A 14891-nucleotide genomic window follows, 5' to 3' on the forward strand; every position below is an offset into this window, starting at 1 on the left:
GGTAGTTGCCTAATTAGTTGAAAGATTTATTAGTTGAAAGATTTATTTACATGATTGCTGCGTTTACAAGAGCACGAGTGTAGTCATTTTGCGGATTATTTAGAACATCGCTTACTCTTCCAGATTCCACAATTTCCCCATCGTTAAGAACAATAACTCGTGTTGCTAAATGCTGAATCATACCTAAATCGTGGCTTACGAAAACACACGACATTGTTGGGCGCTCTTTTCGAATTGCCGCAAAAGCGTCGAGAATACGAGTGCGCTCAGCAACGTCAATTGCACTCATTGGCTCGTCTGCAACCAAAACTCGAGGATTATTAATCAGTGCGCGCGCAATAGCAACACACTGAGCCTGACCGCCAGAAAGCTCATGAGGATAACGTTCCAAAAAATCTTTAGGATTTAATCCTACTAATTTCAGCATTTCACAAACACGCTGCTCAATAGTTGCATCGTCTAATTTAAGCGATTTTCGCCAAATATTAAGCGGCTCGGCAACGCTTTTTAGAACAGTCCAGCGCGGGTCTAAAGCCGCAAATGGATGCTGAAAAACAAGAGAAGTTTCTTTACGAAGCGCACTATAATAGGAAATTTTTTTGTGATTTGTAGAAGAATTCACTATTTGTGAATCATAAGTAACAATTCCATCTGAAATTTTTTGAAGACCTAACATTGCGCGAATAAGAGTTGTTTTACCAGAGCCAGAACCGCCAATAATAGCAAGCGATTCTCCTTTGAAAAGCTCTAGATTAACACCCTTCAAAACTTCTGCGCGAGCTAAGGCACGACCCAAAGTAACGTGAATGTTTTTTGCAGTTAAAAGAGCAGAATTTTCGCGACTTACACTTTCTGTAGTCGCACTTTCGCGACTTGCACTTTCGCGACTTACATTTTGAGAATCTATTTTTTGCGCTCTTAAAGTCAACTTTTTAGCAGCATCAACCAATTGCTTAGTTGAAGTAACGCGCGGATTTTCAAGCAAATCTTGGACTTCTGCACTGTCAACCAATCGCCCAGAATCAAGAACATAACAACGCTTAGCAGCTTTTGAAAGCACAGAAAAATCGTGAGTTACAAAAAGCATAGAAGCGCCCATGTTGTCAACAAGCGAAGTCAACATGTTAACAACTTCTTTTTGAGTTACACTATCGAGAGCAGTAGTAGGTTCGTCAGCCAAAATAAGCCGCGGAGAAGTAATTAAAGCTGTTGCAATACCAACTCGCTGCAGCTGTCCGCCAGAAAGTTCAAAAGTGCGTTTAGAAATAATATTCTGCGGCAAACCAACCTTTTCAAGCATTACGCAAACTCTATTATGAACGTCATCGGCATCAAGTTGGTAGTGAATGCGCAAAGGAAGCGAAATCTGTTCCTCAACACTTAGCATTGGATTAAGCGCGCGATTAGCCTGCTGAAATACCACGCCCACGTATTTTCCTCGAAGGCGAGCAAGATTCTCATCACTAGCGCCAACAGTTTGAACTCCCCCAAGCATGCAAGATCCAGAAATTTTAGTTTCAGACGGAAGCAAGCCGGTTGCAGCGCGAAGAAGCATAGATTTTCCAGAGCCAGAAGCCCCAACTAAGCCAACACGCTCACCATCTGAAATTTGCAGCGAAACGTTGTTAAGAATAGTTTTTTTACCAAGATTTAACGTAAGATTTTGAATATTTAAGCTCATTTTGCGCCTACTTTATTCATACTTTTTGCACAAGGATCCAATACTTTACGCAACACGTCACCTAGCAGATTAAGAGCAACAACAACTATTGTTACGATTAATCCCGGCCATAGAACAGCCAAAGGATTGACGTGAATAAGCGTTACGGAAGTTGCCAAAACACGCCCCCAGCTAGGAACTCCCGACGGCACACCTACACCCAAGTAAGTTAATCCACTTTCTGCCAAAATCACCGTACCTGCAGAAAGAGAAAGCTGCACAAGCGCTACAGGCGTAATATTAGGGAGCACATGACGAAGTAGCACATATCTTCTTGAAGCGCCTTGAGAAATAGCTGAATTTACGTAATCTGATTGCAAAACAAGCTTTGCGCTTGGACGCACAATACGAGCCAGATTAAAACCGTATCCAAATCCACAAGCAATCACAATCACCAAAACGTTTGCGCCAAACGGAACCGCAAGCATAAGAGCAATCAGAACAGTTGGAACAGAAATAAGAGCGTCAACAGCCATAACGCTTGTTGCACGAATAATTTTATACTGCGAAATCATAATGCTAAGCAAAACCGTGCCAATTAAAGCAGAAATCATAACTGTGCAAACGACTATAACAAGCTCCACTCGAGAACCTGCCATAAGCCAGCTAAGCATGTCGGCGCCAGTTCCATCAGTACCAAGTAAATGCGCAAAAGACGGCTTCTGCCACACTTCGTAGCCGTTTGTTTTTAGAAGAGAATAAGGAGTCCAAAACAGTGAGATTGCAGCAATAGCAAGCCAAAGAAAAAGCGTTACGCATACGAATTTACCAAATGAAGCACGCCATATACGTTTTAGAATAGTAAATTGCATCTTTTTCACAAAATCACCTTGACAACCTAGGGTCTAGCAGCCTGTGAGCAATATCAACCGCAAAACCAATTAGCAGAAAAAGAGCCGCAAGCATAAAAAGTTCACCCTGCACGGCAATTAAATCGCGCAAACCAACATCTCGAACCAAACCCATACCCATTCCAGGTAAAGAAAACAGGTTTTCAATAACCATCACACCCATAACCATGTGAGCGAAAGTCAAGCCAATAACAGAAACTAACTGAGCAAGAGCCAAACGCAAACCAACTCGCCAAACAACCTGCTTACGAGTCATTCCGCAAGCCATTGCTTCAGCAGCAATTTCACTATTAGCAATATTTTCAAGAATTGCTGCAGTGTAGCGCATAAAACTAGAGCCAACAATAATTCCAACCGTAATCGCCGGCAAAAGCAGAGACAAAAACGCTTCGGAAAAATCACTCCAGCCGTCAGTTGGAAAACCCTGAGTAGGAAGAAGACCCACTACGCCAACACCTTTGCCAAATAGCAAAATAAGAAGCATTCCACCCCAAAGAGCTGGCACAGATCCTGCAGAAATAGCAGTAAATCGAGAAACTACTTGAGCTAGCTTCCCTTCATGAGTTACCTTAAAACAGCCAAGCGGAATACCAATTGCGAGCGCAATAGCAAGTCCCAAAAAAATCAGCGGAAAAGTTATAGTAGCACGGCCTAAAATCATTGAAACCACGGGCCTGCCCGTTAGAACAGAAACGCCGAAATCTCCACGCATAACACCCAGAAGCCAATCGGCATATTGAGTAAAAAGCGGCTTATTTAAGCCAAGCTCAGCCCGCAGCTGCTCAACTTTGCCGTGAGGGGAGTTAAGACCTGCCATAACTTGCGCAACGTCGCCCGGAAGCACACGAAGCGCAAGAAAAACAGCCGCAGAAATGCAAAACAGAGCCGCAATAAAAAGCAGCAAACGTTGGCATATCATGCGAAACATTAATAACTCCCCTTTTTCACCAATTTTTAATTACTTAATTACTTGTTTAACTTTTGCGTAGATTTTTAGTTACTTAGTTAAACGCAAATTGTAAAGTGGCAAAATTTCTTGATTCATGTCAAAAGGCATTCCTTCAAGATTCTTCACCTTCGCAGTTACAACGCGGTAGTTAAACAGCCAATCTGCAGGCGCATCCTTGCTAATAATTCGCGCAGCTTTAGCAAGCAATTTAGCAGACTCATGCTCATTCGCACAAAGCATTGCCTTCGCATACAAGTCTTGAACCTGCTTACTATCGTAACCGTAGTAGTAGGTAGGATCCGCCCACTGGCCAAAATCGTGGCTTTCGTTGTGGTCAACCATCGACAAATCGTACTGCTTATTCTTGTACACGTCCTGAAGCCAAGTAGTAAACTCAACAACATTCACGCGCAAATCAATACCAACAGCTTCAAGCTGCGATCGCAATTGGTCACCAAGTTGAGTGCCGTAAATATTCGGGTAAGTAAGCGAAAGTTTAAGAGGATGCGACTTATCGAAACCTGCATCTTTCATAAGAGACTTCGCGCGATCAATATTATGAGGATAAAGCTTAGTTAGATCCTCATAACCTGGGTCAAGAGATGGGATTGGGCCACCAAGCGCCAAATCTGTACCGCCTCGAGACGCAATAATCTGCTTATGATCAATCGCGTAACGAATAGCCTTTCGCACACGAGCATCCTTCGTACGCTCGCCATTCATGTTCATAGCAAGCACGAACTTGTCTGTGCCGTTTCCAGCTCGAACAACATAACGCTTAGAATCATCCTTAAACGGCTTAGCAAGCTGACCGGAAATAGGAGCAAGAGCTTTAACAGCGCCAGAAGAAAGCGCATCTACAGCAGCATTGTCATCAACAAAGTAGCGAACAACAACTTTTTCGGTTTTAGCAGGATGAATGCCCTTATATCGCGGATTTGCTTTTAACACAACGCGATCTGAAGGCACGAACTTTTCAATTAAGTACGGTCCGGAGCCAACCGCCTGCGTTTTAGCATCGTATTTAGCTGTTTTATCAAACACTAAGCCCGCGCGAGAGCACAAGGCCCACAAAAGCTTCGCATTTGGCTCTTTAAGCGTAATCTCAAACGTGTAATCGTCCTTCGCTTTTGCAGACTCAACTTTTCCAACCATATTCGAGCCGCGATACTGCTTAGAAACAAGCTCATTAAACGACCATGCAGCATCTTTTGCCGTAAGCTTGTGGCCGTTAGAAAATACGGAATCCTTGCGCAAATGGAAAGTGTAGCGTAAGCCGTCTTTGCTTACTTCCCAGCTTTTTGCCAAAGAAGGCGAAACCTGGTTCTTTTCATTTCTCGCAACCAAACCCTCGTAAACGTTACCAATAAGAAGCTGATCTAGCGAAGAACCGGACTGGTTTCTAATATCGAGATTAGTAGGAGCTAGTTTTAAGCCGATTGTGATGGTTTTGTGCGACATTGTAGACGCAGCGTTTTGCGACTTGAATAAGCTTGGGTCAGTTACCGTTGCAAAAATCGCGCTTATTACAACAATCGCAACAATTACTATTGTAAATAGCCAAGGCTTGCTTAGCTTGCGATTTTTTGATGAAGTGTTTGATTTTGCAGCTGCATTAAGCGAGTCGTCTGTACTTGATTTAGACGCGTTATCTGCAGAAGCATTATCGTAAGAATTACTTGCGTAAGATTCACCAGAGAATGTTTCGGTCGCGCCGTTTTCTTCGTGCACGCCTTCCTCAGGTTTTGCGTTACCCATACCATAAACCTTTCTAAATGGTACTAAGTTATTTAGTTGTTATTTATATTTAGTTGTTATTTATTTTTAATTGTTTTACGCTCGACGCTTGATTGCAAATTAAATAAATCAACCCCAAGTCGCCGGCAGTATCAATCGTAGCGCAAGCTAAAAGCAGGCTCACCGTGCAATCATCCAAAAAACTCGCGAAAAATTTGTATAAATACGATTTTAAGAACGCACAAGGTTGTACTATTTATAGGCATATATCCTACGAATGTGGTTAAATTCCAACAGAACGTAAACTTGCAAACGTGCGCAAACACATTTAATACAAAGCGAGGAATGATGACTGAGAACTTGAATACTACGGTAACTGTGAACGAATCCTCGGATCCGCAAAACCAAAGTGGTGAAGACCGTACAGCATTGAACCGCCAGCTAGCTCAAATGCTTAAAGGCGGCGTAATTATGGACGTCACCACCCCAGAGCAGGCAAAGATTGCTCAGGATTCTGGCGCGTGCGCAGTTATGGCTTTGGAGCGCATTCCTGCTGATATTCGCGCAGCCGGCGGTGTTTCTCGAATGAGCGACCCGGCTATGATTCACGGCATTCAGGAAGCTGTGTCTATTCCTGTTATGGCAAAATGCCGTATTGGCCACTTTGTTGAAGCACAAGTGCTTGAAGCTATTGAAATTGACTACATTGACGAAAGCGAAGTGCTTTCCCCAGCTGACGACGTGTACCACATTAATAAGCGCGATTTTGCCGTGCCTTTTGTTTGCGGCGCAAAAGATTTGGGTGAAGCTTTGCGCCGAATCAACGAAGGCGCTTCCATGATTCGCACTAAGGGTGAGCCAGGAACTGGCGACGTGATTCAGGCTGTGCGTCACATGCGCATGATGAATTCCGCTATTCGCAAGCTAACCAGCATGCGCGAGGATGAGCTTTTTGAGGAAGCTAAGAATTTGCGCGTGCCATTTGAACTCGTAAAGTATGTTGCACAAAACGGAAAGCTTCCTGTTGTTAACTTTGCTGCAGGCGGTGTTGCTACCCCTGCAGACGCTGCTTTGATGATGCAGCTTGGCGCTGAAGGCGTGTTCGTTGGCTCCGGCATCTTTAAGTCGGGCGACCCAGCAAAGCGCGCTGCAGCAATTGTTAAGGCTGTGACTAATTACAAAGACGCTAAGATGATTGCTAAGCTCTCCGAAAACTTGGGCGAAGCTATGGTTGGCATTAACGAGCAGGAAATTAAGCTCTTGATGGCTGAGCGAGGCGAGTAATTTTGTCAAACTCACCTATCAATACTGATAACTCCGCTCATACTGTAGCAGTTTTAGCAGTTCAGGGAGCTTTTCTTGAGCATCGCTTAATGCTTGAAAAATTAGGCGCGCGCGTAATAGAGCTTAGGCAGGCGCGCGACTTGGAGCAGTCTTTCGACAGATTAGTGTTGCCGGGAGGCGAAAGCACTGTGCAAGCTAAGCTTCTTCGCGAGCAAAATATGCTTGAGCCTTTGCGCGAGAGGATTGCAGGCGGAATGCCCGTTCTTGGCACTTGCGCAGGCTTGATTTTGCTTGCTAAGAACGTAGAAGGTAACGAAGTAAACGGTTTTGGCACGCTAGACGTAACAGTTAAGCGAAACGCTTATGGGCGCCAGCTTGGAAGCTTCCATTGTGAGGCTGAGTTTGGTGAGCTAGGCAATGTGCCGATGACGTTTATTCGCGCGCCTTATATTGCGGAAGTTGGATCTAACGCCGAAACTCTTGCAACTGTAGACGGCCACGTGGTAGCAGCGCGCCAAGGGAATCAAATTGGAACGTCCTTCCACCCGGAGCTTGACAGCGATACGCGAATTCACCAGCTTTTCTTGAATCTGTAGTTGAAGCTGTAGTTGAATATGTATTTATTTATCTAAACAAAAACCTCTTGATGAATGACTAACACTCACCAAGAGGTTTTAAAATTATAGGCAAATAGACAAGCCTTGTTTAATCTGCTTGCAAACTACTTGCGATGCGCGCGGTAGAAGCGAATCAAGCTCTGCGTAGAAGCATCCTGAGCTGCCAAAGCGTCATCATCCTGAGAAATTGCAGGAGTAATCTGCTTTGCAAGCTGCTTGCCAAGCTCCACGCCCCACTGATCGTAAGAATCCAAGCCCCAAACAGTGCCTTCAACGAAGGTGATGTGCTCGTAGAGAGCAATCAATTCACCCAAAGCGAATGGGGTCAAAGCTTCGCCGAAGATGGAAGTGGTTGGACGGTTGCCGCTGAATACGCGAGCTGGAACGATCTCTTCTGGAGTGCCTTCTGCGCGAACTTCGTCAGCAGTCTTACCGAATGCAAGAGCCTTGGTCTGTGCAAGATAGTTACCCAAGAAGAGCTCGTGAACGTCCTGATCGCCATCCTTAGTAGGATTTGGCGTGTTCACAAATGCAATGAAATCAGCTGGAATAAGCTGAGTGCCCTGGTGAATCAACTGGTAGAAAGCGTGCTGACCGTTGGTGCCTGGCTCGCCCCAGAAGATTTCGCCGGTTTCGCTTGTTACAGGAGTACCATCCCAGCGCACAGACTTACCGTTGGATTCCATAGTGAGCTGCTGCAAATAAGCTGGGAAGCGGTGCAAATACTGATCGTATGGAAGCACAGCGTGGGAAGCAACCTTGTAGAAGTTGCGGTACCAAACGTTGAGCATACCAAGAAGAACCACAACATTCTTCTCGAATGGGGTTTCAGCAAAGTAAGTATCGATTGCGTGGAAGCCCTTCAAGAACTCCTCAAAGCGCTCTGGGCCAAGAACAACGGCCAAAGAAGTACCAACAGCGGAGTCCACGGAGTAACGACCGCCAACCCAGTTCCAGAAGCCAAAGGCGTTGGTTGGGTTGATGCCGAACTCTGCAACCTTTTCAAGGTTGGTGGAAACAGCTACGAAGTGCTTAGCAACAGCTTCAGCCTTCTTTGCGTCGCTGCCGTCAATAGCGCCGCACTCCTGAAGCTTATTAAGCAACCAGGTACGAGCGGTACGAGCGTTGGTCAAAGTCTCCAAAGTGGTGAAAGTCTTGGAAACAATGATGAACAAAGTGGTTTCTGGATCCAAATCCTTGGTCTTTTCGGCCATGTCGTTTGGATCAATGTTAGAAACGTAGCGAGCGCTAATACCAGCGTCAGCATATGGCTTCAAAGCTTCGTAAACCATGACCGGACCCAAGTCGGAACCGCCGATACCAATGTTTACAACAGTCTTGATGTTCTTGCCGGTAACGCCCTTCCAAGCGCCGGAGCGAACTTCGTTAGCGAAATCGTAAATGCGACCCAAAACTTCACGAACATCTGCAACGGTATCCTGACCGTCAACAATGAACTTGCCAGCATCCTCTGCAGGACGACGCAAAGCAGTATGCAAAACTGCACGATCTTCAGTATTGTTAATGTGCACGCCGGTGTACATTGCCTTAGTGCGCTCGTCAAGCTTAACTGCCTTTGCAAGGTCGGCAAAAAGCTTAAGAGTTTCAGGCTTAATTAAATTCTTAGAAAGATCGAAGTGGAGATCTCCAGCTTCGAAGCTCAACTTATCCACACGATTTGCATCCTCTGCAAACCACTTCTTCAGGCAGACGCCTTCTGACTGCAACTCGTCGTAATGCTTCTGCAATGCAGCCCACTCTGGGGTTTTTACGGCGTCAACTGGCGGATTGATGGCCATTTCTAGGTCCTTTCATTTCTTTAACTGATGCGACAGCAATTGTCACTATCATCCACTTCACAAGATACTCACAAAAGCAGACAGAAACACGCGAAGCTTAACACAAAAATGAACACAATAACACTGATAATGCTCACAACCTACCTCACATTTGGAGGGTTACACGCAGCTCAGTACTCCAAACGCGCGCAACCTACCTCACATTTGGAGGGTTTCGAAGGGCTAGACGCTCCAAACGCGGGAAAACTACCTCACATTTGGAGGGTTGCGGAGGGTTAAGAACTCCAAACGCGAGAAACCTACCCCGCATTTGGAGCGTTTCGAAGGGCTAGGCGCTCCAAACGCGAGAAACCTACCCCACATTTGGAGGGTTATCCGCAACTCAGCACTCCAAACGCGGGAAAACTACCTCACATTTGGAGGGTTATCTGTTGCACGGCGCGCCAAATTAGACAAATCTAAAAAAATACGATAAAATACTTTTCTTGTGCGCGAGTCGCGAATGCGTCTCGGGCAACATGCCGCTTTAGCTCAGTCGGTAGAGCGTCTCCCTCGTAATGAGAAGGTCGACAGTTCGATTCTGTCAAGCGGCTCTCGACTCATTCGAGCGTGTTAATACTTACGATTCGTGTTACGACTTGTGTTTTCCACGCTCGATTATTTGTATGAGTTATGCGCGAGTGGCGGAATGGTAGACGCGCAGGATTTAGGTTCCTGTGTCTTACGACGTGTGGGTTCAAGTCCCATCTCGCGCACGTTAAATCTTAAATCTACAATTCACAAACTTTCGTTAATATCAACAAGTAATATCAATAAGTAGTATCAACCATAAATATCAACATCAGGAAGCGCGTATAAATGTTAGTAGCAGTAGACATTGGCAACACGAACATAGTGCTTGGCTTTTTAAAAAATAACAAAATCGTCGACACGTATCGCATGACTACAAAATCCAACCGTACTTGTGACGAATACGGCATTATACTTATGCAATTCCTGCATTTAAGCGGCTTCAAAGCAAGCGATGTTGACGATATAATAATTGCTTCTGTTGTTCCAAAAGTTATGCACTCATTTCGTTCTAGCATAATAAAATTCTTTAATATTGACCCAATGATTGTGGGCCCTGGTGTTAAAACTGGCATGAATATTCGCATTGACGAACCTAAATCGCTTGGTGCAGATTGCTTGGCTGATTGCGTTGGCGCGTTCAACGAGTACGGTGGGCCTGTTCTTGTTATTGACTTCGGAACTGCTACAACATACAACTACGTTGATAAAAGTGGCGCTATTACGTGCGGTCTTATTTGTACTGGTATTAGAACTGCAGCCGCAGCTTTGTGGGATAATACAGCTCAGCTTCCAGAAGTTGAGATTTCTAGACCAAAGTCCGTTCTTGCAAAATCAACTCTTACTGCCATGCAAGCTGGCTTATACTACAGTTTCTTAGGTGGCATTGAGCGCACTATTGAACAGTTTAAGAGCGAAATAAATGAGCCATTTAAGGTGATTGCCACAGGCGGATTGGGTAGTTTGTTTGAGCAGGATGTTAAATCAATCGACTATTACGATCCTAATTTGATTTTCAAAGGCATGTCAGAAATTTATAGAAGAAACTTACGCTAGTTTTAAAACTTGCGTTAGTTTTCTATCTAACAACAAAACCTTGATTATACCCGTATTCTTTTAAGTCTTTTTGCCACAAATCTAAACCATCTTTTATAGAAATACGAGGACCTGGATCGTCTGGAAGCCACAGCTGACTGCCATCATCTTGAGTAATTCCAGCGTCAATCATAGACTGCACATTCAAGCGAGTACGCGACTTTCTACTCCAGTCATAAGCCTGCCCAACAGTTGTACGAAAATCATTTCTGGAATACACTTCAAACGGCAAATACTGGTATCTGGTATCGACTTGATTTGCAGCATCAGCAAATACGCGGTTAAATTTCTGACCACCAAAATAAGGTATGTCGATTCCGCGAGAATCACGTATTGTTGTTCGATTTAGAAAATTCGGGTCAGCAAGAGTTACAACATCCGCAGGAAACGCTCCACCGTTAACGCGCATTCTAATACCTTGCATTTCGTGACAAACAAAATTCACAAAACGCATAGCAGCTTCCGGCTTTCTACTTAATTTCAACACAGATAGCGCAGATCCGCCCATTTCTGCATTGCGTTTTTCGCCGTGAAGAGTTGGCACATGTGCAACCTTCCATAATCCAGCTGTACCTGGCACATTCTCAAGAAGCATAGAAGGCATCCAAGCTCCAGCAAAAACAGAAGCAATTTTGCCGGCTCCAATACCATTTTTCCAGCGTTGCGTCCAGGTTGTAGTCCGTGTGTCAATTAAGCCTTCGTCAATCATAGACTGCCAAAACTTAGTAAACTTTTGTGTGCCCTTATCGTAACCCAAACGCACAGTAACTGTTTTTCCATCGTGCGAAGTAATAAAAGGACGTCCACCTGCAAGCCAAATCATAGCGTTATAAAAGCTGGCATCTCCCGAATCTGCAGCAATATAAACGCCAATATCCTTCAGTTTTCTAGCAGCGTGACGGTAATCTTCCCAAGTGCGTATTTTAGTTGCGTCAACACCAGCTTGCTTAAATACGTCATCGTTATAAAACCAAGCCATAGGTCCTGAATCCATTGGAAGGCCATAGATTCGCCCACCTAGTTGCACAGAAGACCAAGTACCTGGAGTGTAGAAAGTTCTAGTCCCCTGCACTCGATCAGTAATATCCAGCAGCTGCTCGCTTACAGCGTATTGCGGTAGTGCGAAATATTCCAGCTGAGCAACATCCGGTATTCCGTAACCGTCTTGAATAGCGCTGTTTAGATTGCTGTAGCCGCTAGTGTCTTTTACAACAACACGAAGATCCGGATTAAGACGCTCAAACTCTTTTGCAATACGCTTCATGCTTGGCTCCCACGACCACACAGTGATTCGTGTTCTAGCATCCGCATTTCCACATCCGGAAGATAGCAATAAAGACAAAACACACAATATTGAAAGCACTAATTGCTTCAAACTATTGCGCGATTGCAATATTTTTGCGAATGTAAGCATGAGTTGCCGCCTACTACTATTTTGCTACCATAAGTTTTATTCTACAGTTACGGATTTGGCAAGATTTCTAGGCTTATCAACATCGTAACCCTTTAATTTTGCCATATCCATTGCAAATAACTGCAATGCAACAACGTCAACAAGCGGGCTTAAAAGAGTCGGGCATTCAGGACGCCAGAAAACAATATCCGCGTATCTTGCAGCATCCGGATCCCCTTCTTCAGCAACCGCAATAGTAAACGCTCCGCGCGCTTTAACTTCCTCAATTCCAGAAATTACTTTTGAGTGCAAAATGTCGCGTCCGCGAGAAGAAGGCACAATTACTACAACAGGCTCCCCCTCGTCAACAAGCGCGATTGGACCGTGTTTAAGCTCACCGGCTGCAAAACCTTCTGTGAAAGTATATGCGATTTCCTTAAGCTTAAGCGCTCCTTCTAACGCAACAGGGTATCCAACATGACGACCTAAGAATAGGAAAGACTTAGCTTCAAGCGTATGCTCTGCAGCTTTCATAATGGAATCTGACTGAGTGTTGAGAACATTCTGAATTTTACTTGGCATAGCTTTTAATTGCGCAACAATTTGCTGGATCTCGTCGCGATACATTGTGCCTTTTACTTGTGCCAAATAAAGACCGAGCATGTATGCTGCCACGATTTGTGCAACAAAAGCTTTAGTAGAAGCAACAGCGATTTCTGGACCAGCGTGAGTGTAGAGAACTGCGTCAGATTCGCGCGGAATGCTAGAACCTTGAGTATTGCATATTGCAAGCACACGACTTCCCTGCTCGCGCGCGTGACGCAAAGCCATAAGCGTATCCATTGTTTCGCCAGACTGCGATATTGCAACCACCAATGTTCGATGCGTCAAAATAGGGTCTCTGTAGCGAAACTCGTGAGCAAGCTCCACTTCAACCGGCACACGCACCCAGTGCTCAATCGCATATTTTGCAACCAAACCTGCGTAACTTGCCGTGCCGCAAGCAACAACAATAATTTTGTCAATCGCGCGCAACACGTCTTGGCCAATATGCACTTCGTCAAGAACAATATTTCCCTGAGCGTCAAAACGCCCGCGCAAAGTGTCTGCAACAGCGTGTGGATCTTCATGAATTTCCTTATCCATAAAGGAATCCCAGCCGCCTTTTTCTACAGCAGACGCATCCCAGTCAACCGTAAAACACGTAGGATTTTCAACAACTTTGCCGTCAAAATCAGTAAGAAGCAAACCAGCTTTGCCGCTTTCGTCAATATTTCCAATGCAAACAGCTTCATCTTGGCCAACTTCTAAAACACGATCCGTATAAGCCACAAAAGCCGCAACATCAGAACCTAAGAAATACTCGCCGTCACCAAGACCCACAACAAGCGGAGAATCGTGACGAACAGCTGCAACAATACCAGGCTGACGAACGTCCACTGCTAGAAGAGTAAAAGCACCCTTAAGCATTTTTGCAGTGCGGCGAAGAGCCGTAAATAAGTCTGCTTTACCGGTTTCTTCCACAATTTCGTTTGCGATTTTACCAAGCAGTTTTGCCGCAACTTCCGTGTCTGTTTGGGAAGAAAATTCGTATCCTTCTTCGTGAAGCTGTTCTTTTAGAACAACAGCGTTTTCAATAATTCCGTTATGAATAAGGGCGATTTTTCCGTCAACACTTGTGTGAGGATGCGCGTTTGCATCGCAAGGAGCACCGTTCGTAGCCCAACGAGTATGACCTATTGCAGCACTCGCTTCCGGCATAGGATTCACACTAATATCATCTCGTAACACAGCTAGGCGTCCTGCTTTTTTGCGCACGGCAACCTTGCTCATTCCGGGTGCCACCAGTGCCACTCCTGAAGAGTCATATCCGCGATACTCTAAACGCTCTAATCCACCTAAACAAACTTCCAAAGGTTTTGCGCAAACCTTGCCAAAACCCGCATATCCCACAATTCCACACATAATCTTCTATTATACGTCAACCTCAAGGCTTGTGCAGTACTTTCTTCGCGTCAAATCTCGCGCTTCGAAGCCTTTGCCGAAATGCTTTTCTAACATAGACTGCAAAACCATCAACACAGAAGTAATAACCAAATACCAAATACTAGCAACAAGAAGAAGCGGAATCGGCTTATAAATACGATTAGCAATAGCATTCGTAGCAAACTGAAGCTCAAGAGTAAAAGGCACAGCCAAAACCAAAGAAGTAGTCTTAAGCATACCAATAGTCTCATTACCCAAAGGCGGAACAATAATACGCATAGCCTGAGGAAGAATCACACGACGCATCATCAAAGAACGAGACATACCCAAAGCCTTAGAAGCCTCAACCTGACCAGCATCAACAGCCTCCAAACCAGCACGAACAATCTCAGACAAATACGCAGCCTCATTCAAAGACAAACCAACAACCGCAGCCGTAAGAGAAGTCATAACAACATTAGAATCAATAGAGAAAAACTCCACAGAAGTAAACGGAATACCCAAACTCAACTTAGGAACAAGAACCGCAAACATACCCCAAAAAACAAGCTGCGTATAAACAGGCGTACCCCTAAAAAACCAAATAAAGAACCAAGCACACCCACGCAAAACCGGGTTAACACTCTTACGCATCATAGCCAAACCAACGGCCAACACAATCGCAATAACCATAGCAAGCAAAGTCAGCCACAAAGTCCAGCCAATACCAGTAAGAACATTTTCGTCAATAATATATTTCGCTACTATATTCCACTCAAATCTACGATTAGTCGCTATAGAATACAGTAAAGAGCAGGCCACTAGAGCAACAATTACCCCCGCAATAATAGGACCCGGCTTTTTAACTGGAAGAATACGCTCATCGTTGTTCTTTTTAGAAAACATATTCA

Annotated in this window: 11 protein-coding genes and 2 tRNA genes; 5 read left to right on the top strand and 8 right to left on the bottom strand. The window is 44.7% G+C overall.

Annotated features, from left to right (window positions below; all coding sequences use genetic code 11):
* Positions 1-46: 46 nt before the first annotated feature.
* The 4 genes from ACLD6A_RS02550 to ACLD6A_RS02565 all read right to left on the bottom strand — a co-directional run bounded on the left by ACLD6A_RS02550 (position 47) and on the right by ACLD6A_RS02565 (position 5278).
* Complete coding sequence (locus ACLD6A_RS02550; protein ID WP_410313503.1) at positions 47-1681, bottom strand: ABC transporter ATP-binding protein; 1635 nt, start codon at positions 1679-1681, stop codon at positions 47-49.
* Complete coding sequence (locus ACLD6A_RS02555) at positions 1678-2532, bottom strand: ABC transporter permease (protein WP_308582757.1); 855 nt, start codon at positions 2530-2532, stop codon at positions 1678-1680. Before ACLD6A_RS02555 ends, ACLD6A_RS02550 begins: the two co-directional genes overlap by 4 nt.
* A gap of 13 nt (positions 2533-2545) precedes the next feature.
* Positions 2546-3499 (bottom strand): ABC transporter permease, encoded by a 954-nt coding sequence (locus ACLD6A_RS02560; protein WP_308582753.1) that lies wholly within the window; start codon positions 3497-3499, stop codon positions 2546-2548.
* A gap of 69 nt (positions 3500-3568) precedes the next feature.
* Complete coding sequence (locus ACLD6A_RS02565; protein WP_410313504.1) at positions 3569-5278, bottom strand: ABC transporter substrate-binding protein; 1710 nt, start codon at positions 5276-5278, stop codon at positions 3569-3571.
* A gap of 327 nt (positions 5279-5605) precedes the next feature.
* On the opposite strand from ACLD6A_RS02565, the gene pdxS reads away from it, so the two are divergent.
* Positions 5606-6541, top strand: coding sequence for a pyridoxal 5'-phosphate synthase lyase subunit PdxS (gene pdxS / locus ACLD6A_RS02570; RefSeq protein ID WP_004137561.1), 936 nt, complete (start codon positions 5606-5608; stop codon positions 6539-6541).
* A gap of 2 nt (positions 6542-6543) precedes the next feature.
* Positions 6544-7137 (top strand): pyridoxal 5'-phosphate synthase glutaminase subunit PdxT, encoded by a 594-nt coding sequence (pdxT, locus tag ACLD6A_RS02575; RefSeq protein ID WP_119521702.1) that lies wholly within the window; start codon positions 6544-6546, stop codon positions 7135-7137.
* A 125-nt stretch (positions 7138-7262) separates the two neighbouring features.
* Here pdxT and pgi read toward each other — a convergent pair whose 3' ends face one another.
* On the bottom strand, positions 7263-8957 hold the full coding sequence (gene pgi, locus ACLD6A_RS02580) for a glucose-6-phosphate isomerase (RefSeq protein ID WP_004137567.1): 1695 nt from the start codon (positions 8955-8957) through the stop codon (positions 7263-7265).
* Positions 8958-9477: 520 nt separating this feature from the next.
* Here pgi and ACLD6A_RS02585 point away from each other — a divergent pair.
* The 3 genes from ACLD6A_RS02585 to ACLD6A_RS02595 all read left to right on the top strand — a co-directional run bounded on the left by ACLD6A_RS02585 (position 9478) and on the right by ACLD6A_RS02595 (position 10583).
* Positions 9478-9550 (top strand) — tRNA-Thr (locus tag ACLD6A_RS02585).
* A gap of 81 nt (positions 9551-9631) precedes the next feature.
* Positions 9632-9712: transfer RNA gene (locus ACLD6A_RS02590), tRNA-Leu, on the top strand.
* 103 nt (positions 9713-9815) lie between these two features.
* Positions 9816-10583: a type III pantothenate kinase gene (locus ACLD6A_RS02595; protein ID WP_410313505.1), complete on the top strand. Its 768-nt coding sequence runs from the start codon at positions 9816-9818 to the stop codon at positions 10581-10583.
* A gap of 22 nt (positions 10584-10605) precedes the next feature.
* Here ACLD6A_RS02595 and ACLD6A_RS02600 read toward each other — a convergent pair whose 3' ends face one another.
* From ACLD6A_RS02600 to ACLD6A_RS02610, 3 genes are read right to left on the bottom strand one after another with little or no spacing between them, the layout of a single operon-like run.
* Positions 10606-12036 carry an extracellular solute-binding protein gene (locus tag ACLD6A_RS02600; protein ID WP_410313506.1) on the bottom strand — a complete coding sequence of 477 codons (1431 nt, stop codon included), beginning with the start codon at positions 12034-12036 and terminating at the stop codon, positions 10606-10608.
* A 36-nt stretch (positions 12037-12072) separates the two neighbouring features.
* Positions 12073-13980, bottom strand: coding sequence for a glutamine--fructose-6-phosphate transaminase (isomerizing) (glmS, locus tag ACLD6A_RS02605; RefSeq protein ID WP_375169361.1), 1908 nt, complete (start codon positions 13978-13980; stop codon positions 12073-12075).
* 9 nt (positions 13981-13989) lie between these two features.
* Entirely contained in the window at positions 13990-14886 is an 897-nt protein-coding gene (locus tag ACLD6A_RS02610) for an amino acid ABC transporter permease (protein WP_410313615.1), read from the bottom strand.
* Between the last annotated feature and the right edge of the window lie 5 nt (positions 14887-14891).

The sequence above is a fragment of the Gardnerella sp. Marseille-Q9691 genome (assembly GCF_046507715.1).
GTDB classification, from domain to species: domain Bacteria; phylum Actinomycetota; class Actinomycetes; order Actinomycetales; family Bifidobacteriaceae; genus Bifidobacterium; species Bifidobacterium greenwoodii.

What these genes read in the sequence shown, in the direction of transcription:
- ACLD6A_RS02550 (WP_410313503.1), bottom strand. Translation starts at nt 1,681, where the DNA reads ATGAGCTTAAATATTCAAAATCTTACGTTAAATCTTGGTAAAAAAACT.
- ACLD6A_RS02555 (WP_308582757.1), bottom strand. Translation starts at nt 2,532, where the DNA reads ATGCAATTTACTATTCTAAAACGTATATGGCGTGCTTCATTTGGTAAA.
- ACLD6A_RS02560 (WP_308582753.1), bottom strand. Translation starts at nt 3,499, where the DNA reads ATGTTTCGCATGATATGCCAACGTTTGCTGCTTTTTATTGCGGCTCTG.
- ACLD6A_RS02565 (WP_410313504.1), bottom strand. Translation starts at nt 5,278, where the DNA reads ATGGGTAACGCAAAACCTGAGGAAGGCGTGCACGAAGAAAACGGCGCG.
- pdxS (WP_004137561.1), top strand. Translation starts at nt 5,606, where the DNA reads ATGACTGAGAACTTGAATACTACGGTAACTGTGAACGAATCCTCGGAT.
- pgi (WP_004137567.1), bottom strand. Translation starts at nt 8,957, where the DNA reads ATGGCCATCAATCCGCCAGTTGACGCCGTAAAAACCCCAGAGTGGGCT.
- ACLD6A_RS02595 (WP_410313505.1), top strand. Translation starts at nt 9,816, where the DNA reads ATGTTAGTAGCAGTAGACATTGGCAACACGAACATAGTGCTTGGCTTT.
- ACLD6A_RS02600 (WP_410313506.1), bottom strand. Translation starts at nt 12,036, where the DNA reads ATGCTTACATTCGCAAAAATATTGCAATCGCGCAATAGTTTGAAGCAA.
- glmS (WP_375169361.1), bottom strand. Translation starts at nt 13,980, where the DNA reads ATGTGTGGAATTGTGGGATATGCGGGTTTTGGCAAGGTTTGCGCAAAA.
- ACLD6A_RS02610 (WP_410313615.1), bottom strand. Translation starts at nt 14,886, where the DNA reads ATGTTTTCTAAAAAGAACAACGATGAGCGTATTCTTCCAGTTAAAAAG.